The sequence below is a fragment of the Brevibacterium otitidis genome (assembly GCF_042429315.1).
GTDB classification, from domain to species: domain Bacteria; phylum Actinomycetota; class Actinomycetes; order Actinomycetales; family Brevibacteriaceae; genus Brevibacterium; species Brevibacterium otitidis.
In genome coordinates, this window is the sequence record NZ_JBHMAU010000081.1 from 1 (window position 1) to 595 (window position 595).

At 56.5% G+C, this 595-nt stretch carries 1 protein-coding gene; it reads left to right on the top strand.

The window, feature by feature from the left end; genetic code table 11:
- Positions 1 to 93 precede the first annotated feature (93 nt).
- The gene (locus ACFFN1_RS13535) at positions 94 to 462 is read left to right on the top strand and encodes a hypothetical protein (RefSeq protein ID WP_376841356.1); all 369 of its coding nucleotides are present in this window, start codon (positions 94 to 96) and stop codon (positions 460 to 462) included.
- Positions 463 to 595: the final 133 nt, after the last annotated feature.

The window sequence follows — 595 nt, forward strand, 5'->3', positions numbered from 1 at the left end:
CATTCCAGACACCCATGTAGTTACCCACGAGCGAACCGCACAACACGCTGACCAGCACAAACAGTTCCAGACACAAAGAAAACCCCAAAAATTGTGGAAGTCAGGGCGGCAGAGGAGTATTCGGCGGGCAACCTCACCCTGGCTATGCACGCCTCGATAAAACAGCGCGTGAACCTTCAGAATGAACAGTTCGCCCGGGCCCCAGCGCTTCCGGTCTTCGACGCGGGAGTACTAGCCCTGATCCAGGCCGAGGATGTGGAAGAGGCTTGGGAGCGCTTGGACCTAATTGAGCAACGAAGGTTGATCAAGATGCTGCTTGAGGTCCGTGTCGGCAAGGCGACCCAGATGGGCGGGAAGTTCGATTCGACCCGAATCAAGGTCAGCCCTCGCTATGCCCCTGAGCCGTCATATCAATGGCAAACACATGACGCGAATGAAACGTTGCAGGTCGACAATCCCTAAGGATCAAGAACACTACATGGCGCAGACATCTGACCTGACTTCCACAACTGTAGTTACCCAGGCGATGTGATTGCGACGCGGATGTGAGCGACGCCTTCGCTGACTGGGTCGGCGGCAGCGACGGTATGGCCGA